Source organism: Pseudazoarcus sp. NS20 (genome assembly GCF_059703745.1).
Genome location: NZ_BAAKIY010000001.1, coordinates 1,122,727 through 1,144,711, shown reverse-complemented (window position 1 = coordinate 1,144,711; position 21,985 = coordinate 1,122,727). Strand labels below are relative to the sequence as shown.

17 protein-coding genes are annotated in these 21,985 nt (G+C 66.2%); 11 read left to right on the top strand and 6 right to left on the bottom strand.

What is annotated here, in order from left to right; translation table 11 throughout:
* The first annotated feature begins 17 nt into the window (after positions 1-17).
* The 8 genes from AC6H0W_RS05190 (at position 18) to AC6H0W_RS05155 (ending at position 7,880) form a co-directional block, all read left to right on the top strand.
* Positions 18-965 (top strand): acetamidase/formamidase family protein, encoded by a 948-nt coding sequence (locus AC6H0W_RS05190; RefSeq protein ID WP_497576068.1) that lies wholly within the window; start codon positions 18-20, stop codon positions 963-965.
* A 151-nt stretch (positions 966-1,116) separates the two neighbouring features.
* Positions 1,117-1,863, top strand: coding sequence for a GntR family transcriptional regulator (locus tag AC6H0W_RS05185; RefSeq protein ID WP_497576067.1), 747 nt, complete (start codon positions 1,117-1,119; stop codon positions 1,861-1,863).
* A gap of 81 nt (positions 1,864-1,944) precedes the next feature.
* On the top strand, positions 1,945-3,474 hold the full coding sequence (gene ubiB, locus AC6H0W_RS05180) for a ubiquinone biosynthesis regulatory protein kinase UbiB (protein WP_497576066.1): 1,530 nt from the start codon (positions 1,945-1,947) through the stop codon (positions 3,472-3,474).
* Between the two features lie 159 nt (positions 3,475-3,633).
* Positions 3,634-5,094 (top strand): high affinity choline transporter 1, encoded by a 1,461-nt coding sequence (locus AC6H0W_RS05175; protein WP_497576065.1) that lies wholly within the window; start codon positions 3,634-3,636, stop codon positions 5,092-5,094.
* A 24-nt stretch (positions 5,095-5,118) separates the two neighbouring features.
* Complete coding sequence (locus tag AC6H0W_RS05170) at positions 5,119-6,198, top strand: VanZ family protein (RefSeq protein WP_497576064.1); 1,080 nt, start codon at positions 5,119-5,121, stop codon at positions 6,196-6,198.
* A 71-nt stretch (positions 6,199-6,269) separates the two neighbouring features.
* Entirely contained in the window at positions 6,270-6,587 is a 318-nt protein-coding gene (locus AC6H0W_RS05165) for a (2Fe-2S) ferredoxin domain-containing protein (protein WP_497576063.1), read from the top strand.
* Complete coding sequence (locus AC6H0W_RS05160) at positions 6,587-7,243, top strand: alpha/beta hydrolase (protein WP_497576062.1); 657 nt, start codon at positions 6,587-6,589, stop codon at positions 7,241-7,243. Before AC6H0W_RS05165 ends, AC6H0W_RS05160 begins: the two co-directional genes overlap by 1 nt.
* Before the next feature lie 25 nt (positions 7,244-7,268).
* Complete coding sequence (locus AC6H0W_RS05155; RefSeq protein ID WP_497576061.1) at positions 7,269-7,880, top strand: glutathione S-transferase; 612 nt, start codon at positions 7,269-7,271, stop codon at positions 7,878-7,880.
* 15 nt (positions 7,881-7,895) lie between these two features.
* On the opposite strand, the gene AC6H0W_RS05150 is transcribed toward AC6H0W_RS05155, so the two are convergent.
* From AC6H0W_RS05150 to AC6H0W_RS05130, 5 genes are read right to left on the bottom strand one after another with little or no spacing between them, the layout of a single operon-like run.
* On the bottom strand, positions 7,896-10,241 hold the full coding sequence (locus tag AC6H0W_RS05150) for a 3-hydroxyacyl-CoA dehydrogenase/enoyl-CoA hydratase family protein (protein ID WP_497576060.1): 2,346 nt from the start codon (positions 10,239-10,241) through the stop codon (positions 7,896-7,898).
* A gap of 14 nt (positions 10,242-10,255) precedes the next feature.
* Positions 10,256-10,690, bottom strand: a complete 435-nt coding sequence (locus AC6H0W_RS05145) for an acyl-CoA thioesterase (RefSeq protein WP_497576059.1) — start codon at positions 10,688-10,690, stop codon at positions 10,256-10,258.
* Positions 10,687-12,627, bottom strand: a complete 1,941-nt coding sequence (locus AC6H0W_RS05140; RefSeq protein ID WP_497576058.1) for a 3-hydroxyacyl-CoA dehydrogenase NAD-binding domain-containing protein — start codon at positions 12,625-12,627, stop codon at positions 10,687-10,689. Before AC6H0W_RS05140 ends, AC6H0W_RS05145 begins: the two co-directional genes overlap by 4 nt.
* Positions 12,624-13,916 carry an acetyl-CoA C-acetyltransferase gene (locus AC6H0W_RS05135; protein ID WP_497576057.1) on the bottom strand — a complete coding sequence of 431 codons (1,293 nt, stop codon included), beginning with the start codon at positions 13,914-13,916 and terminating at the stop codon, positions 12,624-12,626. The genes AC6H0W_RS05140 and AC6H0W_RS05135 overlap by 4 nt, the downstream gene beginning before the upstream one ends.
* A gap of 25 nt (positions 13,917-13,941) precedes the next feature.
* Positions 13,942-16,278 carry an acyl-CoA dehydrogenase gene (locus AC6H0W_RS05130; protein ID WP_497576056.1) on the bottom strand — a complete coding sequence of 779 codons (2,337 nt, stop codon included), beginning with the start codon at positions 16,276-16,278 and terminating at the stop codon, positions 13,942-13,944.
* A 210-nt stretch (positions 16,279-16,488) separates the two neighbouring features.
* Between AC6H0W_RS05130 and AC6H0W_RS05125 the strand changes: the two genes are divergently transcribed.
* The 3 genes from AC6H0W_RS05125 (at position 16,489) to AC6H0W_RS05115 (ending at position 20,996) form a co-directional block, all read left to right on the top strand.
* Positions 16,489-18,072, top strand: coding sequence for an OpgD/OpgG family glucan biosynthesis protein (locus tag AC6H0W_RS05125; protein WP_497576055.1), 1,584 nt, complete (start codon positions 16,489-16,491; stop codon positions 18,070-18,072).
* Positions 18,073-18,161: 89 nt separating this feature from the next.
* Positions 18,162-19,985, top strand: a complete 1,824-nt coding sequence (locus AC6H0W_RS05120) for an ABCB family ABC transporter ATP-binding protein/permease (protein ID WP_497576054.1) — start codon at positions 18,162-18,164, stop codon at positions 19,983-19,985.
* A 33-nt stretch (positions 19,986-20,018) separates the two neighbouring features.
* The gene (locus AC6H0W_RS05115) at positions 20,019-20,996 is read left to right on the top strand and encodes an asparaginase (RefSeq protein WP_497576053.1); all 978 of its coding nucleotides are present in this window, start codon (positions 20,019-20,021) and stop codon (positions 20,994-20,996) included.
* Here AC6H0W_RS05115 and AC6H0W_RS05110 read toward each other — a convergent pair.
* Positions 20,984-21,928: a CysB family HTH-type transcriptional regulator gene (locus AC6H0W_RS05110; protein ID WP_497576052.1), complete on the bottom strand. Its 945-nt coding sequence runs from the start codon at positions 21,926-21,928 to the stop codon at positions 20,984-20,986. The genes AC6H0W_RS05115 and AC6H0W_RS05110 overlap by 13 nt on opposite strands.
* Between the last annotated feature and the right edge of the window lie 57 nt (positions 21,929-21,985).

Genomic DNA, 21,985 nt, shown 5'->3' with positions numbered 1-21,985 from the left:
ATCAAGGAGCCTCGCCCATGTCCTGTTCGCATTGCTCGCACACCATTCATCAGCATCAGAGCCATTTCGGCTGGTCGAATGCTTTTGAACCGGTTGTCCGGGTCGCGCCCGGCAGCAGCATCGAATTCGACGTGCAGGAAGCCTCCGGCGGGCAATTCACACCGCACTCGAGGGCTGCCGACGTAGCGGCGATGGACTTCGGCAAGCTCAACCCGGTGACCGGACCGATCTTCATCGACGGCGCGGAACCCGGCGATGTGCTGAAGGTGTCGATTCTGGAATTCGCGCCCAGCGGCTGGGGGTGGACGGCCAATATTCCGGGCTTCGGCCTGCTGGCCGATGAGTTCACCGAGCCAGCATTGCATGTGTGGGATTACCGGCCGGATCTGTCCGAGCCGGCAATGTTCGGCTCGTTCGCACGCATTCCGCTCAAGCCGTTCACAGGCACCCTCGGCGTGGCCCCGGCCGCGCCCGGCGTGCACAGCATCGTCCCGCCGCGACGCGTCGGCGGCAATCTCGACATCCGCGACCTGTCGGCCGGCACCGAGGTGCATCTGCCGGTGGAAGTCGCGGGGGCGCTGTTCTCGGTGGGCGACACCCACGCAGCCCAAGGCGACGGCGAGGTGTGCGGCACCGCCATCGAGAGCCCGATGCGAGTGGCGCTCAAGTTCGACCTGATCAAGCGCACGTCGCTGGCGTACCCGCGCTTCACCACGCCGGGTGCCGTGTCTGCACATCACGACGCGCGCGGCTACGAAGTCACCACCGGCATCGCGCCGGATCTGATGGAAGCCTGCCGCGCTGCGGTACGCGGCATGATTGACTTGCTTGCCTCGGCGCACGGCGTGCGGCCGATGGACGCCTACATGCTGTGCAGCGTTGCCGGTGACCTGCGCATCAGCCAGATCGTCGACCGCCCGAACTGGACCGTGTCGTTCTATCTGCCGCGTCAGATCTTCGAATAGATTGCACGATGCGTGCGCCTGGCACCCCCGCTACGCTGAAAAGCTGCATCATTGCGGACATGATCGATGTCCGTTGCATGCGCAGGCATGACGCAAGCCTGAGCACGCCGCAGGCACAGCCCGAAACCCACTTCCCACAGCAGGTCGAACGGTGAAAACGCAAACCAACGCACTGGCCGAGCAGATCTACCAGACGATCAAGCAGAGCATCTTCAACTTCGAGTTCATCCCCGGCGACCGCTTCACCGAGCAGGAAATCGCCGCGCGTTTCAACGTGTCGCGCACGCCGGTGCGCGATGCGCTGTACCGCCTCGAGCGCGAGGGCTACCTGCAGGTGGCTTTCCGCAGCGGCTGGAACGTGCGCCAGTTCGACTTCCAGCGCTTCGGCGAGCTGTACGACCTGCGCATCATTCTCGAAGTGGCCGCAGTGACCCAACTGTGCCAGACCGGCGAGCCCGATGAGCTGTTGCCGCTGCGCGCCATCTGGTGCGTGCCTGCGACTGAGCGGCTCACCGACGGCCCGCAGGTGCACATGCTCGACGAAGCCTTCCATCAGAGCATCATCGCCACCGCCCGCAACCGCGAGATGGCCAAGGTGCATTGGGACGTGACCGAGAAGATCCGCATCATCCGCAGGCTCGACTTCATCTCGGAGCGGCGCATCCAGACTACCTATGACGAGCATCAGAAGATTCTCGACCTGATCCGTCAGCGCAAGACCACCGAAGCCGCCATTGCCCTGCGCGCACACATCGAAGCCAGCAAGGCCGAAGTGCAGAAGATCACGCTGCACATGCTGCACGAGGCACGCGCCAAGCTGGCTGCCAGCACGCCGCCTCCGCCGGGCGGCAAACCCGCCCGCAAGAAAAAGACCGCCACGCTCGCCGGCGCCACCTGATCGCGCCCGGCGGCTCTCCGTTCTTCCCCCGCTGCCCGCTTTCCGGCTAAAGTCGCAGCTTTCCGCCAGCATCGAGCCGCCGTGCGCATCTTTCGTCTCGCCAGGATCATTGTCGTAAGCCTCCGCTTCGGGCTTGACCGCATCGTGCTGGATGTGGACGCCAGCGGCAGGCTGGCGAAGCTGTGGAAGGTGTTCTTCTTCTGGCGCAGCTTCTCCGAGCCGCGCGCGGTGCGCCTGCGTCGCGCCCTTGAATCGCTTGGTCCGATCTTCGTGAAGTTCGGCCAGATGCTGTCCACCCGGCGCGACCTGCTGCCGCCCGATGTCGCCGACGAACTGGCGCTGCTGCAAGACCGCGTGCCGCCCTTCCCCACCGAGCAGGCGGTTGCCATGCTCGAAGAGTTCTACGGCCGTCCGGTGGACGAGGTCTTCCGCCTGTTCGAGCGTCAGCCGGTCGCCTCGGCGTCGGTAGCGCAGGTGCATTTCGCGGCGCTGCCGGATGGCACGGAAGTGGCCATCAAGATCCTGCGCCCAGGTATCGAGCGCGTCATCGCGCACGACATCGCCCTGCTCGAGAGCGCCGCAGTGCTGCTCGACACGCTGTGGCCGGAAGGCCGCCGGCTGAAGCCGCGCGAGGTGGTGGCGGAGTTCTCCAAGCACCTGAACGACGAGCTCGACCTGATGCGCGAGGCCGCCAACTGCTCGCAGTTACGGCGCAACTTCGCCGACTCAGCGCTGCTGCGCGTGCCCGAGGTGTACTGGGATTGGTGCGGTCGCGGCGTGATGGTGATGGAGCGCATGTACGGCGTGCCGATCTCGCAGACGGATGTGCTCGTAGCACAGGGCACCGACCTGTCGGCGCTGTCGCGCGCGGGCGTCGAGATATTCTTCACGCAGGTCTTCCGCGACGGCTTCTTCCATGCCGACATGCACCCCGGCAACATTCTGGTGCACGCCGACGGGCGCTACATCGCGCTCGACTTCGGCATCATGGGCACGCTCAACGAGCAGGACAAGAACTACCTCGCGCAGAACTTCCTGGCCTTCTTCAAGCGCGACTACCGCCGCGTGGCGCTGGCGCACATCGAGGCCGGCTGGGTGCCGGCCAAGACGCGCGTGGAGGATTTCGAGGCGGCCATCCGCACCGTATGCGAGCCGATTTTCGACCGTCCGCTGAAAGACATCTCGTTCGGCAAGACGCTGCTGCGCCTGTTCCAGACCGCGCGCCGCTTCGAGATGGAAGTGCAGCCGCAGCTCGTATTGCTGCAGAAGACGCTGCTCAACATCGAAGGTCTGGGTCGCCAGCTCGACCCCGAGCTTGATCTGTGGAAAACCGCCAAGCCCTTCCTCGAACGCTGGATGGGCGAGCAGATCGGCCTGCGCGGCTTCGCCCGTTCGATCCAGGCCGAAGCTCCGAACTGGGCCACGGCACTCCCGCAAATCCCCCGACTGGTGCATACCGCGCTTGCCGAGCAGGAACACGAGCGCCGCACACGCTTGGTCGAGCGCGAGCGCACCCTCAAGGTTCAGCGTCGCCAAAGCCGCATGCTGAGCTTGATCGGCGTGCTGCTGGCCGTGCTGATCGCACTCGAAATATATGGCCGCTTCGGCTGACCCCGAACTGGCTCATTCCGTGCTTGTGGCGGGTGCGCATGATGGTTTGGACGCACCATCGGCCTACCCGAAGCGGGTGGCCACGCGCGCGCAACATTCGTTGATACACTTGCGCGCACAAAAATCGCCCTTCCCGACCACCTCCCGGAAGAACTGACCATGCTGCTCTGGCTTGTCGTTGCCTACCTTGCCGTTTCCGTCGCCATCGGTCTGTACGCCGCCACCCGTGTGCACAACGCACGCGACTACATCGTGGCCGGCCGCAATCTGCCCTTCGTGTTCGTGCTGGCCATGGTTTTTGCGACGTGGTTCGGCGCAGAAACCGTGCTCGGCATCTCGGCCACCTTCATCGACGAAGGCTTTCGCGGACTGATCTCCGATCCGCTCGGCGCTTCGCTGTGTCTGGTGCTGTTCGGCCTGATTTTCGCGCGGCCGCTGTACCGCATGAACCTGCTGACACTGGGCGACTTCTTCCGCGTGCGCTACAACCGCAACACCGAAGTCGCGCTGTCGCTGGCCATCATCGTCTCCTACCTGGGCTGGGTCGGCGCGCAGATGGCCGCGCTGGGTCTGGTCTTCAACGTGCTGTCGGACGGCGCCATCTCGATCAACCAGGGCGTCTTCATCGGCGCCGCGGTGGTACTGGTGTACACGCTGTTCGGCGGCATGTGGTCCGTGGCACTGACCACCTTTGTGCAGATGATCGTGATCATCCTCGGCCTGCTGTACGTGACGTATCTTGCGGGCGACATGGCCGGCGGCTTCAACACGGTGATTGCCAAGGCTGCGGCCGAAGGCAAATTCGAATTCCTGCCCACGCTCGACATGCTCGACATGCTGGCGTGGATTGCCGCGCTGGTCACCATGGCCCTGGGCTCGATCCCGCAGCAGGACGTGTTCCAGCGCGTGAACGCTTCCAAGAACGAGCGCGTGGCGGTATTGGGCACCACCATCGGCGGCTTCGCGTATTTCTTCTTCGCCGCCGTACCGCTGTTTCTGGCCTACTCGGCGACGCTGATCGACGCGGAGATGGTCGAGAAATTCATGGAGGTCGACTCGCAGTTGATCCTGCCGAGCCTGATCGTCAATTACATGCCGTTCGCCGCCCAGGTGGTGTTCTTCGGTGCACTGCTGTCGGTCATCATGAGTACCGCATCGGGCACCCTGCTGGCCCCGTCGGTGACCTTCTCCGAGAACATCCTGCGAGGCTTCTGGCCGAGCATGAGCGACCGCCAGCTGCTCGCCTGCACACGCGGGGCGGTGTGCGCCTTCGCCGTGCTGGTGGCGGTGTATGCCGTGTCCACCGACGCCACCATCCATCACATGGTTGAAAGCGCCTACCGCGTGACGCTTGCGGGCGCCTTCGTCCCGTTGGCAGCCGGCCTGTTCTGGAAACGCGCCAACAACCTCGGCGCCACACTGGCCATCGTGCTGGGGATCGGCACCTGGCTGATGCTGGAGCTGTTCGTGCCTGAAGGCGACATCGAACCGCAACTGTTCGGGCTCGCCGTCAGTGCGCTGGGCATGATCATCGGGGGTTACGTCGGCAAGCCGACACATCACCGTCCGCACGCCGGCCATCACCACGCGGCCGCGGGCACGCACCACACGTCACACTGAAGCGCAGCGGAGAGCGTCGTACGTATGATCTTTGACGGCACGACGCCCCGACTGCCCCGCTACCTTGCGGCCAGTTGCTTCGCACTGATCGCCTACGCCTGCCTGTATCCGTTCAGCGGCTGGACTTGGAGCGGGCTGCCGCTCTTCGACTACCTGTGGGCACCCAAACCCAAATACCTGCGCACCGAGGACATCGTCGTCAACATCCTCGGCTACATGCCGCTCGGCTTCGCGCTGGTGCCCGCCTTGCCGCGGCGCTGGCACGTCGCTACAGCCGTCGTGGTGGCCACGTGCATGGGCGCGCTGTTCAGCTTCTCGATAGAGACCACCCAGAACTTCCTGCCGACGCGCGTTTCATCCAACCTCGATCTGGCCTGCAACACGCTGGGAGCCTTCCTCGGCGCCGCACTGGGGGCGCTGGCCGGGCGAAGACTGTTCGACCGCGGTGGCGGCATTCAGCGCTGGCGGGCCGAGAACATCGTTGCCGGGCGCACCGGCGATCTCGGCCTGATCCTGCTGGCGCTGTGGCTGCTGGCGCAATGGATGCCCGACAGTGCGTTGTTCGAAGCCGGCGACCTGCGCCGCCTGTTGCAGCTCCCCACGCCGATGCCCTTCCAGCCCGGCGCCTTCTTCACGCTGGAAGCGGCCATGGTGGCGTCCAGCCTGCTCGCCGTCGGCCTGCTCGCCCGCTGCATGATGCAAACCACGCGGGTGTGGCCGATGGTGGCGCTGCTGCTCGGCGGCATCGCCATCAAGAGCGCAGCCACCGCCGTGTTCGTGGCACCCGGTGACGCCTGGCTGTGGCTCACCCCCGGCACGCGCGACGGACTGATCGCCGGCACCGCCCTGCTGCTTGCGGCACTCTTCCTGCCGCGCGTGATGCAGCACGCGCTGGCCGGCATGGCATTGCTGGGCGCAGCGACGCTCGCCAACCTGATTCCCGAAAACCCCTATCTGGCCAACACCTCGCGCCTGCTGTCGGGCAACTTCGAGAATTTCCACGGCCTGATCCGCCTGCTCTCGGGCACCTGGCCGTTTCTGGCGCTGGCGTATCTGTCGGCACTGGGCTTATGGCGCGGCGACCACCTCGACGCCCGGGCCTAGCGTCGGCGGTATAATTGCCTTTTGCTCCGGCGGCTTTGCGCCACCGCGCACGGCGCCGGACGGAGACCCCGATGAGTTACTTCCGCCACCACGTCTTCTTCTGCTGTAACCAGCGCGCACCCGGCGAAAACTGCTGCAACGACTACAAGGCGTCCGACCTGCAGGCCTACGCCAAGAAGCGCGTCAGCGATCTCGGCCTCAAGGGCCGCGGCCACATCCGCATCAACAAGGCCGGCTGCCTCGATCGCTGCGACGACGGCCCGGTGCTGGTGGTCTATCCCGACAACGTCTGGTACACCTATGTGGACCAGGAGGACATCGACGAGATCATCGACGAGCACCTCGTCCATGGTCGCGTGGTGTCCCGACTCAAACTTGGAGATTCCTGATGAACCGTCCCCTTCCGACCGAACAGATCGAGCTTCGCGGCCCGGCCGGAAAGATCGATGCGCTGATCGACGTCCCGCACGAGGTGCGCGGCATCGCGCTGGTATGCCACCCGCACCCGCTGTTCTCGGGCACCAACACCAACAAGGTAGCCCACACCCTGGCGCGCTCGATGCGCGACCTCAACTACGCCACCATTCGCCCCAACTTCCGCGGCGTGGGTGGCAGTGAAGGCGAGCACGACGAGGGCTGGGGCGAAACCGAAGACATGCTGTCGGTGCTGAGCTGGGCGCAATCGCGCTGGGGCGTGTTGCCGCAGGCTGTGGCGGGCTTCTCGTTCGGCGCCTTCGTGGCAAGCCGCGTGGCCAAGCGCCTGGCTGAATCTCCGGCGCCCGCGCACCGCATCGTGCTGGTCGGCACGCCGAGCGGCGAGATGATCGGCTCCGACCGCTTCTACGATCTCGACCCGCTGCCCGAAGACGTGCCCACGCTGTTGATCCACGGCGAGAAAGACAACACCTGCTCCATGCAGAATGTCTTCGACTGGGCCGGCGAACAGGATCTGCCGGTGTCGGTCGTACCCGGCGCCGATCACTTCTTCGGCGGCAAGCTGCATGTGCTGCGCAAGATCATCGAAGGGAGTTGGGCACCGCTGTAATCACCCTCGCACCCAAGGAGGCATCATGAAACTCGTTGCATCGCTGACCAGCCCGTACGCTCGCAAGATCCGCATCATGCTGGCCGAAAAGAATCAGCCCTTCGAACTCGTGGTCGATTCGCCCTGGGAGCCGACCAGTACCGTCCCCGAGGTCAATCCGCTGGGCAAGGTGCCGGTGCTCGTCACCGACGATGGCGAGACCTTCTTCGATTCGCCGGTGATCGCCGGCTGGCTCGAAACGCTGTCGATCGCGCCTCGTCTGATCCCGGCAGACCCGCTCGAAGCGGTAAGGGTGCGACAACTCGAAGCGCTGGCCGACGGCATCACCGACGCTGCCGTGGTCATCGTGCGCGAGGGGCGCCGCCCCGAAGCGCAGCGAAGCGAAAGCGTGGTGGCACGTCAGATGCAGGCCATCGAACGCGGCCTCGACCGCCTGGATCAACTCGCCACCGGCCGCCACTGGCTGCAGGGCGACGGCATGAGTCTGGGCGACATCAGCGTGGGCGTGATGCTGGGCTTTCTGGAGTTACGCTTGCCGCAACTCGACTGGAAGAAAGGGCGGCCCGAGCTGGAAATGCTGGGCGAACGCCTGTTCGAACGCGCGAGCTTCACCGACACCATCCCACCGGCCGGCTGAGCCTTCGGTGGCGTTTCAGTTGAGCAAGGGGCGGCCCGTTTCCAGCATGTGACGGATGCGGGCCTGTGTTTCGGGCGTGCGCAGCAACGCCATGCACTGTGCGCGCTCGAGTTCCAGCAGATCGGCTTCGTCCACGTGCGTCCCGGCCGCCACGTCTCCACCGCACAAGGCCGTAGCCGTGGCCTGCGCCACACGCAACTCGTGTCGGCCGAGCTCGCGACGGGCGGCCAGGGCAGCCACACATGCCGCTGCGCCCTCACGCCCGGCCACCACCACCTGGCGCTCCAGCGACCCCGGCGCCCACGCCACATCGTGCAAGACGCGTGCGCGCTGGATGGCGACATACAGCAGCTCGCGGGGGTGCATCACCACGTCGTCGCTGCGGCGCGCGTAGCCCAGACCCTGCGCGTGCCGCGCGTTGTCCGACACGGTGGCCCTCATGATGTGCAGGAACATCTGTCGCACGAAGGGCAGCACATCCTCGCCGCCCACGCGGCGCGCCAGCCGCGCGGCCTCCACCGCCAGCGCCGCCGAACCGCCGCCTGCCGGAATCAGGCCCACGGCGCTTTCCACCAAACCAACACGCGACTCGAAGGCCAGCACGCGGTGCGCCGCGCGCATCGCGAACTCGCATCCGCCCCCCAGTGCCTGGCCCTCGATGGCGGCCACGACCGGCACCACCGAGCCCTGAATGGCCTGCGCCACGCGCTGAAAACCGTGGATCATGCGCTCCAGTGCGGCGAACTCACCCGCCTCGCAGCCCGCCAGCACGCGCTTCAAGTCGGCGCCGGCACTGAATGGCGCAGCCTGATGAATCAGCAGCCCGTTCAGATCGCGCCCGGCACGCTGCACGACTTCCAGCAAACCCTCCAGCACCGCATCGTCGATGACGTGCATGCGTGTGGTGAGCGAAACGATGCCGATGCGCGGGTCCTGGTCACTGCGGCGCCACAGTCGCACGCCGGCGTTGTGCCAAAGCTCTTCGCCGGGCGCGGCGCCGTCCTCTCCGAAGACGCGCTCCGGCGTGAGCTGGCGCAGATACACCTGCAGCGCGATGCGTGACTGAAGCCCGCCACTGGCCACGCTCCACGAACCATCCGTTTCATGCACGGCATCACGCCCGAACACCCACTTTGGCAAGGGCACGTCGGCCATCGTCAGCCCGGCGTCGATGTCGGCCTGAATGGCCTGCGCCACGGCGCGCCAACCGGCGGCTTGCCACAGTTCGAACGGCCCTTGCGCCCAGCCGAAACCCCAGCGCATCGCCAGATCCACTTCGCGCGCGCTCTCGGCCACTTCCGATAGATGGAAGGCCGCGTAATGAAAAAGATCGCGCAGACTCGACCACAGCATTTCGGCCTGCGGGTGAGACGAGGCCCGCAAACGCTGCAGCCGCAGCGCCGGGTCGCGCTCAGCCAGGATGGCGGCCACCTCGGGCGCCACCTCGGCACGGCTGTCGCGATACGTCTCACCGTCCAGCACCTGGATGCGCTTGCCGTCCTTGCGGTACACGCCGGCACCGCTCTTGGCGCCGAGCGCACCGCGCCCCACCAGGCGCGACAACCATTGCGGCTCGCCAAACCACGGGTGCCACGGATCGTCCGGCAGCCGATCACGCAATGTGCCGATCACGTGCGCCATTGTGTCGAGCCCCACCACATCGGCGGTGCGGAAGGTGGCGCTGCGCGGCCGGCCGATGAGCGGGCCGGTGAGCGCATCGGCCTCGTCGAAGTGCAGCCCCAGGCGCTCGGTGTGGCGCATCACCGCCAGCAGCGCGAACATGCCGATGCGGTTGGCTATGAAGTTGGGCGTGTCGTGTGCCCGCACCACGCTTTTGCCAAGCCGGGTGGTGAGCCAGCTCTCCAGACGGTCCAGCAACACCGGCTCGGTCTCCGGCCCGGCGATCAGTTCGACCAGCGCCATGTAGCGTGGCGGGTTGAAGAAATGTACGCCGCAGAAGCGCGCACGCAGGGGCGACGGCAGCACGTCTGACAAGGCACGCACCGACAGCCCGGAGGTGTTGGTGACCAACAAGGCCTCTTCTTGGATGAACGGCGCCACACGCTCGAACAGCGTGGTCTTGAGGTCGAGGCGCTCGGCAATCGCCTCGATCACCAGTTCGCATTCGCGCAGGCGGGCAAGGTCCGTGTCGTAGCTCGCGGCGGTGATGCGCAGGCCTTCGCGCGCGGTGGCAAGCGCGGGTGGTGAAAGGGATGGCAATCGCTCCAGTGCGGCGGCAGCCGCACCCGGCAGATCGAACAACACGACGTCACAGCCGGCGTTGGCACAGTGCGCGGCAATCTGCGCCCCCATGACCCCGGCGCCCAACACGCCTACCTTGCGCACGACGAGACGGCTCATGACGCCCTCCGATTTCAGCCCGGCGGACCGTCCGGAAACACCGGGCGCTTGTTGCCGTGCTCGTCCAGCGCGACGTAGGTCAGCGTGGCTTCGGTCACTTTGACCACCTTGGGATGGACGGGGTCACGCTCGGCAAACACTTCGACATCCACGGTGATCGACGTGCTGCCGACGCGCTGGATGTCGGCATAGAAACTCACCACGTCACCCACCGAAACCGGTTGATGAAACGCGAAGGCATTCACTGCCACGGTGACCACCCGACCGCGCGCCAGACGATGCGCGGCAATGGCTCCGGCCACGTCCACCTGCGCCATGATCCAACCGCCGAACACGTCGCCCGCCGGATTGGTATCGGCGAGCATGGTCATCATGCGCAGCTCGGGCTGGCGGTGCTCGGGCAAGGCGCTGGGGGCGTCCTGGGTGGGGCGAGGCGGATGATGGGTCATGCGGCAGCCTTGTGATGTTGGCGGGTGGCGCGGCGCAGCGGGCCGCCGAGAAACGGTGGGTATCCGGCGCCGAAGATCAGCCCGGCATCGACCAGATCGGCATCGGCCACCACACCGCGCTCGAGTGCGCTGCGCGCTGCGGCATCCAAAGGCTCGAACAGGCGCTCGGCAAGACCGTGCGGCGCTTTCGCGCGCTCATCGCGCTGCACCCGGCCGTCACGCCATTCATACAGCCCGCGCCCGCTCTTGCGTCCGAGGTCTCCGCGCTCGACGGCGTTTTTCAGGCATGCCGGCACCGGCTCGAGGCCCATTCCGCGACCGGCCGCCAGCGCCACATCAAGCCCGATGCGATCCACCAGTTCGATGGGGCCAACGGCCATGCCCGCATCGCGCATGGCCTTGTCGATGGCGGCAGCCGGAATACCCTCGTCCACACAGCGCAGCGCCTCGAACAGGTAGGGCGCCAGCACCGCATTGACCAGAAAGCCCGGCTGGCTGGCCACCGTCAATGGCAGCTTGCCCAGTGCCACGACGAACGAAGCCGCGCGCGCAATCGCGCCGCGCTCGTTGTCGTCCTTGGCGACCACCTCGACCAGCGGCATGCGTTGCACCGGGTTGAAGAAATGCAGGCCGATCAGCCGCGCCGGCTGCGCGAACTGCGCGGCAATGTCTTCCAGCGCAAGGCTCGAGGTGTTGGTGGCCAGCAGGGCATCGGGCCGGGCGCGCGCTTCGATTTCGGCAAACAGCGCGCGTTTGATGTCGAGGTCTTCCGCCACCGCCTCGATCACCAGATCGGCACGGCGCACGCCGTTCCCGGCGGCATCGGGCACCAAGCGATCGAGCAGGTCGCGCTGGCGAATGGGGTCATGGCGATAGCGTTCGCGCGCCATCGCCCCCGCACGCCCGATGGCTGCGGCGATGGCCTCGGGCCGTTGATCCTGCAGCGTCACATGGAAGCCTCGCGCAGCACACAGCGCCGCGATGTCACCGCCCATGGTGCCTGCGCCGATCACATGCACATGACGAATCTCGTGTGCGATATCACTCGCCGTGCGGCGCAGACGCTCACGCAGGCGGAACACCCGCAGCAATTCGTGCGCCGTGTCGGAGCGCAGCAAGGCGGCAACCGAAACCGGCGACGCGTCCGGCTCGGCCAAGGTGTCGCCACCGTGGCGCGCCCACACCTCGAGCAGGGCGAAGGGTGCGGGATAGTGCTCCGGACGCACTCGCGCGACCAAGCGCTTGCGTGCCTGCTTCGCCACGAAGCGGCGCAGCAGCGTGGCCTTGAGCACGTCGCGCCACGGCAGATGACGGCAATGCCGGCCGGACATCACGACCGTGCGCCCGGCGTTTTCCATGATGCGCGGCGGTACGCACACGTCGGCCAAGCCCATCGCGCGGGCTCGATGGGCCGACACGTCGCGCCCTGAAAGCATCAGATCAAGCGCCACCGTCGGGCCGACCAGCGCCGGCAGCCGACGCATGCCGCCCCAGGCCGGCACCAACCCGAGACGCACTTCGGGCAGGCCGAGGCGCGTTTTAGGGTCATCCACCACCACGCGGTAGGTGCACGCCAGCGCCAACTCCAGCCCGCCGCCGAGGCAATGTCCGCGAATCAGCGCCAGCGTGGGAAACGGCAGACGCGCGATGCGCTCGAACACGTCCCAACCACGCGACACCAGCTCGCGCGCAGCCTGCGGAGAATCGGTCGCGGCCACTTCATCGAGATCGGCGCCGGCGCAAAAACCCTCGCGCTTGGCCGAGGTGATCACCAGCCCAGTCGGCGGATCGTTCTCGAGCATGCCAACAACCTCGGCCAACTCGTCGAGCACGGCGGCCGACAAGGTGTTCACGCGCTCGCCGGCACGGTCGAGCACCAGCCAGGCCACACCCTCCCAGTCACGCTCGAGCCGCAGATGCACGCCTTGGTGTGTCATTGGACCGCCTCGATCAGCATTGCGCCGCCCTGTCCGCCGCCCACGCAAAGCGTGGCGACGCCGCGCTCGACGCCTTCGCGCCGCATGGCGGCCAGCAGATGCATGACGATGCGCGCACCACTTGCACCCACCGGGTGGCCCAGCGCGATGGCCCCGCCATCGACGTTGATGCGGCTCATCGGCGGTGCGCCGCCGCAATCGATGCCAAGCTCCGTGCGGCAATAATCCGGGTCGTCCCACGCGCGCAGACATGCCAGCACCTGCGCGGCGAAAGCTTCGTTGAGCTCCCACAAACCGATGTCCGCCATGTTCAGGCCGTTGCGTGCGAGCAGTGGCGCAACCGCATGCACCGGGCCCAGGCCCATTGCGGCAGGGTCGAGCGCAGCCCAGGCGCAATCGACGATGCGCCCGAGTGGCTGCAGGCCGAGGCGCTCTACCGCGCGCTCGGAGGCCAGCAGCAACCAGCCGGCGCCATCGCTGACCTGCGAGCTGTTGCCGGCGGTGATGTTGCCGTACTTGCGGTCGAAGAAGGGTTTCAAGCGCGCCAGATCGGCGACGTTGGAGTCCGGGCGGATGCCGTCATCACGGTCAAGCAAGCTGCCGTCCGGTGCGATCAGCGGCACGACCTCACCGAAATGCCCGGCCTGCCAGCCCTGTGCGGCGCGCTCGTGGCTGTGCTGTGCGTAGGTGTCCATCTCCTCGCGCGAAATGTCGAAGCGACTGGCCAGCACTTCGGCCGTCTGGCCCATCAGCAACCCCACTACAGGGTCCGTCAGCCCGCGCTCCAGGCCGATGATCGGCGACAGGCTGGCCAGGCGGAACGTGCGCAACAGGCGCAGGCGTTGGACGAACCCGGCCTTGCGCCACTCGGCCAGCCACGTCACGAAGTCATCGGACAGCAGCAGCGGTGCGCGCGACAGCGCGTCCACACCGCCGGCCAACACCAGATCGGCCCGCCCGAGACGCAGCTCGGCGCACGCCGAATCCAGCGCCTGCAAGCCGGAAGCGCAATTGCGCTGTGGCGTCCAGCCCGGCACCTTGTGGCCGCAGCCCATGCGCAGCGCGGCAATGCGCGCGATATTGGCTTCGTCTGCGGCGGGGCTGGCGCAGCCCAGAATCACTGCATCCAGCGCATCCGGCGCAAACGGCTGGCGTGCCAGCAACTGGGTTCCGCTGGCCGTGGCAAGATCGGCCGCCGAAAACGGGCCCGGCCGGCCGTGCGCCTTCAAAAAGGGAGTGCGTGCGGCATCAACGATATAGACGGCTTCATTCACCTTGTGAGGGACCATGCGCAGTAATCGTCGTTCAGATCATTCATTGTAGGCCGCCGGGATTCGGCGCTTCACACAGGCTGGCGCGCAAATCGAAGTCGACGGGGAAGTCGTCCACCCGGATCACCTTGTCGCGCAATCGGTTGCGGCGCTCGATCAAGGCATGTTCAGCCGGCTCGATGACTCCGGCTTGCAATGCATGTGCCCAGACTTCATCCACCGAACCGCTCGACATCGGGCCGGGCACGAAGCTCCCCTCGCGCACGGCGCGGTTGAGTTTGCTCTCGATCGGCTCGGCGGCAATCGTGGCCTCCAGCGCCGCCTCCAACGCGGCGAGCGGGTCCTCTTCATCTTGCGCCAGAAAGATCGGCTGGGTCAGCCGCTCACGCGTTGCGGAAGGCGCCAGCAAGGTCGCTGCCGCGGCTGCGCCCGCCTGATCCGAGGCCACCACATACGGCCGGCCGAGCGGAAACACGATGCATTTGAGCACCCACGCCAACGGTCGGTTGGGCAGATTCGCCAGCACGCCCTCGAACGCCAGTTGCGTGCGGAAGGTGGCATCCCAGATGGCCGCGCGCAGCAAGGCCGCATCTTCCGCCTGCCGCCCTTCTGCCTCATGACGGCGCAGGCAGGCACTCATCAGATACAGCAGCGAGAGGATGTCGCCGAGACGTGCCGAGAGCTTTTCGCGGCGCTTGAGCTGCCCGCCGAGCGAGGCCAGGCAGGCATCGGACACCACCGCAAAAGCCGCCGACAGACGCGACAACTGCTGGTAATAACGGCGCGTTTCGGGGCCGACGCGCTCGGGCACCGTCACGAAGTGCGAGCCCGTCAGCCCCATGCCCAGCGCGCGTAGCGCATTCACGCCAAAGCCCTTCAGGTGGGCCGAGAAGGCGCGGTGGAAGGCGTCGCCGTTGTCAGCAGCCACAGCGTCCATTTCTGCACGCAAATGCGGATGGCAGCGAATGGCCCCCTGCCCGTACAGGATCAGGCTGCGCGTGAGGATGTTGGCACCCTCGACGGTGATGCCGATGGGCAGTTGCTGATAGGTACGGCCGAGAAAATTCTGCGGCCCGAGGCAGATGCCCTTGCCGCCGATCACGTCCATGCCATCGTTGATGGTCTGCCGCGCCCGCTCGGTGACGTGGTACTTGACGATGGCCGACACCACCGACGGCTTTTCGCCGAGGTCCAGCGCGCCCGCGGTGAACACCCGCCCCGCATCGCTCAGCCAGGTATTGGCGGCGATGCGCGCCAACACCTCTTCGACCCCTTCGAATTGCCCGATGGGCGTGCGGAATTGACGCCGTACCCGTGCATAGGCACCCACCGCACGCGCCGTGAGCTTCTGCGTGCCGGTGTTCGCCGCCGGCAGCGAGATGCTGCGCCCGGCGGCGAGGCACTCCATCAACATGCGCCAACCGTGGCCGGCCATCTGCGGGCCGCCGATGATGAAATCGAGCGGCATGAAGACATCCTTGCCGCGGATCGGCCCGTTCATCCACACGGCGTCGAGCGGCAAGTGACGACGGCCGATGTCCACGCCCGGATGCTCGCGCGGCACCAGCGCCACGGTGATGCCCAGATCGACCTGCTCACCCAGCAGATGCTCGGGGTCGTGCAGGCGGAAGGCCAGGCCGAACACCGTACACACCGGCGCCAGCGTGATGTAGCGCTTGTCGAAAGACACGCGCATGCCCAGCACCTGCTGGCCGTTCCACTCACCGCGACACACCACGCCGACATCGGGAATCGAGGCCGCATCCGAGCCGGCCCATGGGCTGGTGAGCGCGAAGGCCGGCACCTCATCGCCCGCGGCCAGACGCGGCAGCCAGTGTTGCTTCTGCTCTTCGGTGCCGTAGGCCAGCAACAATTCCGCCGGACCGAGCGAGTTGGGCACCATCACCGACACGGCTGGCGCCGAAGAACGCGTGGCCAGCTTGGTAACGACCTGGGAGTGGGCGTAAGCGGAAAAGCCTTTGCCGCCATACTGCTTCGGGATGATCAGCGCAAAGAAGCCCTTGCGTCGAATGAATTCCCAAACTTCCGGCGACATGTCGAGCCGGCGCGTGAAGTTCCAGTCGTCGATCAGGCGACACAGCTCTTCGGTGTCGCCATCGAGAAAGGCCTGCTCTTCGTCGGAGAGCTTGGGCCAGGGGATGTCAAGCAGGCGGTTCCAGTCCGGGCGACCGGAAAACAATTCGCCCTCCCACCACACCGTGCCCGCTTCAAGCGCGTCGCGCTCGGTCTGCGACATTGGCGGCAAGGCCTTGCGAAAGGCGCGAAAGGCCGGGTCACTGATCAGACGCCTGCGCGTGGCATCGTGCCACACCGCGAACACACACCCGGCCACGGTCAGGAACAGAATCCACCACAGCATTGTCTTCTCCGTCCGAATGCATGTACCTGACATCAGCTTAGCGCACCGTGATGCATTCACGCGCAATTGCCATCCGCGGCACGTCCAAGTCGGTACGATTACGCCCACGCTTGCTTTGCCGGTGTTGCGGGTTGCAACACACCCCGTTTGACGAGGCACGAGGCAAACATGGATAGTTCCGCCCAACCCAAACACTCAGGATTCAAGACGATGCACGACCTTCAGCGCAGGCGCTTTTTCCATCTGATCGGCGCAGCAACCGCTGCCGGCCTCGTGCCGGGCGGCCTGTCCGCTGCGCTGGCCAGCGCAGGCAACCCCGCTGCAGCGGGTGAGGCCTTCTCATTCGAATCGGTTGCCGAACTTGCACGCGATCTTGCTTCTCGCCCGCATCGAACGCGCAAAGCCTCGGCAGCACTGACGAAAGCCCTTGCCAAGATCGACTATGACGCTTACCAGAAGATCCGTTTCAACACCCAGCGCGCACTATGGGACGACCAGGTGGGCGTCGCGCCGGTGGCCTTGTTCCACCAGCACGCGGGCACGCCGGTTCCGGTGCGCATCGACGTTGTAGAGAGCGGCCTCGCGCGTGAGTTGGAATACGACCCCAGCGTCTTCACCTACACCGGCGACCTGAAAGCCGACGATCTGCCCGACGACGCCGGCTGGGCCGGGTTTCGCGTGCTGCATGCGGGTGACCACAGCCGCGACTGGCTGGCGTTCATGGGTGCCTCGTATTTCCGCACCTCGGGCCCGAAAGACCAGTATGGCCTCTCGGCACGCGGCCTCGCGATCGACACCGCGCTCCCCGACGGCCCGGAAGAATTCCCCGAGTTCACGCGTTTCTGGCTGCAACCGCAAGACGATGGCGGCATCGTCATCCACGCGCTGATGGAAAGCCCCAGCCTGACCGGCGCCGTGCGCATCGACTGTGCCACCCCCAACGCCGAAGCCATCGTCATGGACGTGTCGGTGCGCCTGTTCCTGCGCAAGGAAGTGCGCCGTCTGGGCGTGGCGCCGCTGACCAGCATGTTCTGGTACTCGGAGACCAACCGCCACGAGGCCAGCGACTGGCGCCCGGAAGTGCACGACAACGACGGCCTGGCGGTGTGGACCGGTGCAGGCGAGCGCATCTGGCGCCCGCTCGACAACCCGCCGACGGTGCGCACCAGCAGCTTCGTCGACAACAACACGCGCGGTTTCGGCCTGATGCAGCGTGATCGCGATTTCGCCAACTACGAAGACGACGGCGTGTTCTACGACCGCCGCCCGGCCGTGTGGATCGAACCCAAGGGCGACTGGGGCCAAGGCAACGTGCAACTGGTCGAGATCCCCACCGACGACGAGATCTACGACAACATCGTTGCCTACTGGACCACCGACAAACCCGTGCCGGCCGGCTCCACGCCGAGCTTCGAATACCGCCTGCACTGGATGAAGGCTCCGGTATTCGGCGACCAGCCGGTCGGTCACGTCATTGCCACGCGCCTTGGTCGCGCCGGTATCCCCGGCCAGCCGCGCCCGGAAGGCGGCGTCAAATACGCCATCGACTTCACCGGCGGCGAGCTTGCCCGTTACACCTCGGAGCAAGGCATCGTGCTGCCCGAGGTCGAAGGCACCAACGCACGCATAGACAACCCCTACGCCATCCGCGTGGTCGGCACCGAAAACTGGCGCCTGATCTTCGACCTCTACCCGGAAGGCGACAAGCCGGTGGACATGCGCGCCTTCCTGCGCACCAAGGACGGCGCACTGACTGAAACCTGGGTGTTCTCGCATCGTCCGATGGGCTTCTGAAGCCATTCACCGGTGCGCTCCCGCGCACCGGGAGCGAATCCGCTGCGCCCGCGCCGTTCAGGTGCGAGCGCAGCGGATAGAATCTCGCCATGAGACGCTCAGCCACTTCTGCCCTGCCCGGCCCCGAACCTCTTGAACGCCGTGACTGGCAAACCCTCAAGAGCCTGATTCCCTACCTGTGGGCCTACAAATGGCGCGTGGTGTTCGCCCTGGCCTGCCTGATCGCCGCCAAGGGCGCCAACGTCGCCGTACCGATGGTGTTCAAGGGCGTCATCGACGCACTCACCATCACGCAGGAACAAGCCTTCATCGTGGTGCCTGCCGCGCTGCTGCTGGCCTATGGCGTGCTGCGCTTTTCCAGCTCACTGCTCACCGAACTGCGCGAAATCGTTTTTGCGCGCGTCACGCAGCAGGCGGTGCGACGCATCTCGCTGCAGGTGTTCCGCCACTTGCATGCGCTGAGCCTGCGCTTTCACCTTGAGCGCCAGACCGGCGGCCTGACGCGCGACATCGAGCGCGGCACGCGTTCGATCAACTCGCTGATCAGCTACACGCTGTATTCGATCCTGCCGACGCTGGTCGAAATCGGGCTGGTGATCGGCATCCTGCTGCTCAACTACGACGCCATTTTCGCCATCATCACCGCCGTGACGCTGGTGCTCTACATCGTGTTCACGGTGCAGGTCACCAACTGGCGCACGGCGCTGCGCCGTCACGCCAACGAACTCGATTCCGCCGCCAACGCGCGCGCCATCGACAGCCTGCTCAATTTCGAGACGGTGAAGTACTTCAACAACGAGGAATTTGAGGCGCGCCGCTACGACGAGCAAGTCGATAAATGGACCCGCGCGCAGATGAAGAACCAATACTCGCTGTCGGGCCTCAACATCGGTCAGGCGGTGATCGTGGCAGTGGGCGTGACGCTGATGATGTGGCAGGCCGCCAGCCGCGTCGCCACCGGCGAGATGACCATCGGCGACATCGTGCTGGTCAATGCCTTCCTGATCCAGCTCTACATCCCGCTCAACTTTCTCGGCGTGATCTACCGCGAGCTGCGTCAGGCGCTGACCGACATCGAACGCATGTTCGACCTGATGCACCAGAACCGCGAGATTGCCGACGCACCCGGCGCCATCGCGCTGGAACCCGGCCAGGCCTCGGTGCGTTTCGAGAACGTCGGCTTCGCCTACGAGGCCAATCGCCAGATTCTGATGGACGTGAGTTTCGACGTGCCGGCCGGCCACACGGTGGCGGTGGTGGGCCACTCCGGCTCGGGCAAGTCGACGCTGGCGCGACTGCTGTACCGCTTCTATGACGTGCAGTCCGGCGCCATCCGCATCAACGGACATGATCTGCGTACGCTCACGCAGCACAGCCTGCGCAGCGCCATCGGCATCGTCCCGCAGGACACCGTGCTGTTCAATGACACGCTGTTCTACAACATCCAGTACGGCCGCCCCGAGGCCACGCGCGAAGAGGTCGAAGCCGCCGCGCGCGCCGCGCAGCTCACCGATTTCGTCGCGCGCCTGCCCGACGGTTTCGACACAAGGGTGGGCGAGCGCGGGCTGAAGCTGTCGGGCGGCGAGAAGCAGCGTGTGGCGATTGCCCGCGCACTGCTGAAGAACCCGGCCATCCTGATCTTCGATGAGGCCACCTCGGCGCTCGACTCACGCACCGAGAAGGCCATTCAGGCGCAGATCGAGCGCGCCGCCAGCGGGCGCACGGCGCTGGTCATCGCGCACCGGCTGTCCACCGTGATGGATGCCAATGAAATCATCGTGCTCGACCAGGGTCACATCGTGGAGCGCGGCCGACACGCGCAACTGCTGGCCAAGGGCGGCGACTACGCGCGCATGTGGACGCTGCAACAGCAGGAAGCCATCGAGACGGATCAGGCGCCTCCTGAAGCCTGAAACCGTCCCACTGCGCAACCAAGGAGACCGACCATGCCGCTACCTAAAATCGTCCTGCTGACCACCGGTGGCACCATCGCCGGCGCATCCGACGCCGCCTCCGGCCCCGACAGCTACACCGCCGGGACGATTGCCGGCGAAGCCTTGCTGGCTGCGGTGCCGGGCGCACGCGAGCGTGCCGACATCATCGTCGAGCCCTGCCTCGCGCTCGACAGCAAGAACATGACGCCCGACGACTGGCTGTACATCGTGCGCAGCGTACGCGGCGTACTCGAACGTGAAGATGTGGCCGGCGTGGTGGTCACGCACGGCACCGACACGCTGGAAGAAACCGCGCTGGTGCTGGAATTGCTGTTGCCTGCTGCCAAGCCGGTGGTGGTCACCGGCGCAATGCGCCCGAGCGACGCGGTGTCCAACGACGGCCCTGCCAACTTGCTCGACGCGCTGCGGGTGGCCATCGACCCCGCCGCGCACGGACGCGGCACGCTGGTGGTGTTTGCGGAGCACATCCTGCCGGCTCGCGGGCTGCGCAAGGCGCACGCCACCGGCATGGATGGCTTCGTCGCGCTGGACGGCCCGGTGGGCTCCACGCGCCCGCAGGTGCGTTTCTTCCGCCCGCCGGCACCGCGGCCCGAGATGCTGCCGTGGCCCGACGGCGCCTTGCCGCAGGTGCCCATCCTGCACATGGCCGCAGGCACCTCGCCGCAGTGGCTCAAGGCGGCCATAGAGCTTGGCGCGCGCGGCATCGTGCTGGCGCTGACCGGCAATGGCAGCGTGCCCGACGCCTGGACGGACACCGTGCGTCAGCTCACGCGCGACGGCATTCCGGTGGTGCGCGCCTCACGCTGCAGCAGCGGCTTCATTGCCAACCGCCGGCTGGATGTCGAGTTGGGCACGTTCGCGGCCGGGCGTCTGTCACCGGCTCAGGCGCGCACCGCGCTGATGCTGGCGCTCGCGGCGGGCGACCCGCAGGCCTTCAGCCGCGTGGCGCTGACAGCTCACAGCTCGTAGTCGTCGGCGTCGCTGCCGCTCAAAGCGGCATCGACCATGCGCCGCGTCAGATGCGGTGCGAAGAGTTCGATGAAGGCATACACGTAGCCGCGCAAGAAGGCGTTGCGACGCAGGCCCAGGCGCGTGGTGCTTGATTCGAACAGATGCGACGCATCGACCATGCCCAGCTTGCGATCCTCGGCCGCATCGAAGGCCATGCGCGCCAGGATGCCGATGCCCAGATCCATGCCCACGTAGGTCTTGATCACGTCGGAATCGAGCGCGGTGAGCACCACATTGGGTTTGAGCCCGCGGCCGAGGAAAGCCTTGTTGACCTTGCTGCGGCCGGTGAAGGCATCGTCGTAGGTGATCAGCGGATAACGCGCGATGGCTTCCAGCGTCAGCGGCGCTTCATTCAGGATGGGGTGACGCGGCACCGCCACCACGCAGCGGTTCCACTGCTGGCACGGCAGCGTCACCAGGTCGGACTCGTCGGGCAGCAGCTCGGTGGCGATGGCGATGTCGGCCTCGCCGTTCAGCACCATCTCCGACACCTGCCGTGGGTTGCCTTGATGCAGCGACAGTTTCACGCGCGGATAACGCTCGAGAAAGGCCCGCGTCACCGCCGGAAGCACGTAGCGCGCCTGGGTGTGCGTGGTGGCGATGGACAGACTGCCCTCGGATTCATTGCTGAATTCGTCGCCGACCTGGCGCAGGTTCTCGACGTCGCGCAGCATGCGCTCGGCGATCGCCAGAATGTGCCGCCCCGGCTCGGTCACACCGACCAGCCGCTTGCCGTGTCGCACGAAGATGTCGATGCCCAGCTCAGACTCAAACTGACGGATCTGCTTGGACACGCCGGGCTGCGAGGTGAACAGCGCCTCGGCCGCTTCCGACACGTTCAGGCCGCAGCGCGCGACCTCATGCACATAGCGCAGTTGCTGGATATTCATGCGTCACCCCGTCGGAACACGTCCGCATCAAATAACTAATGGTTATTTCAGTTTAAC